The organism is Paenibacillus antri (assembly GCF_005765165.1).
Taxonomy (GTDB): domain Bacteria; phylum Bacillota; class Bacilli; order Paenibacillales; family YIM-B00363; genus Paenibacillus_AE; species Paenibacillus_AE antri.
The window spans coordinates 1-1,139 of sequence record NZ_VCIW01000059.1 but is presented as its reverse complement, the minus strand read 5'-3'; the positions used below and the strand labels follow the sequence as shown (position 1 = coordinate 1,139).

Annotated in this window: 1 protein-coding gene; it reads right to left on the bottom strand. The window is 40.6% G+C overall.

The genetic code is table 11. The annotated features are described in order from the left end of the window. A partial coding sequence (locus tag FE782_RS33465) for a 30S ribosomal protein S1 (RefSeq protein ID WP_138198428.1) occupies window positions 1-1,139 on the bottom strand: 1,139 nt, incomplete at both ends.

Below are 1,139 nucleotides of genomic sequence, written 5' to 3'. Positions count from 1 at the left end.
TTCGCCTTTAGCTGCTTTGAAAGCTTCAGCCATAGCGTTTGGAATTGCAACTTCTTCTTTATTCACTTGAGCGATTGCCGCTGATTCTTCAGCTTCGTCTTTCGCGCGAACAGATAAGTTCACAACACGCGCTTTACGATCTACACCTGTATATTTCGCTTCGATAGTATCACCTGCAGAAATAACGGTTGTAATATCTTCAACACGGTCACGAGTTGCTTCGTTAGCACGGATAAATGCTTCCACGCCGCCTTCTAATTCAACTTTAACGCCTTTCGCATCAACTTCTACAACTTTACCAGTCAAGATTGCACCTTTTTTAGTGCTTTCTACGAAGTTAGTGAACGGATCCGATTCTAATTGTTTGATACCTAAAGAAATACGTTCTTTAACCGCATCAACTTGTAATACAACAGCTTCTACTTCGTCACCTTTTTTGTAGTTACGAACAGCTTCTTCACCTGTCGCATTCCAAGAAATGTCAGATAAGTGAACTAAACCGTCGATACCGCCTTCAAGACCGATGAAGATACCGAAATCAGTGATAGATTTGATTTTACCTGTCACTTTATCGTTTTTGTTGTGAGTTGCTGCGAAGTGTTCCCAAGGGTTTGCTTTACATTGTTTTAAACCTAATGAGATACGACGACGTTCTTCATCAACTTCAAGAACCATTACTTCAACTACATCGCCTACGCTAACCACTTTAGACGGGTGAATGTTTTTGTTTGTCCAGTCCATTTCTGAAACGTGAACTAAACCTTCAACACCGTCTAAAATTTCAACGAAGCAACCGTAGTCGGTTAAGTTAGTTACTTTACCGGTTAATTTGCTGTTTACCGGGTGGTTTTGAGCGATTGCAGCCCATGGATCTTGACCTAATTGTTTTAAGCCTAATGATACACGAGTTTTCTCTTTGTCAAATTTAAGTACTTTAACAGTTACTTCTTGACCTACAGCAACCACTTCGCTTGGGTGTTTAACACGTTTCCATGCCATATCAGTGATATGTAATAAACCGTCCACACCGCCTAAATCAACGAATGCACCGTAATCCGTTAAGTTTTTAACCGTACCGGTTACAACAAAACCTTCAACTAAGTTCGCTAAAACTTCGTCACGATCTTGGTTGCTTTCAG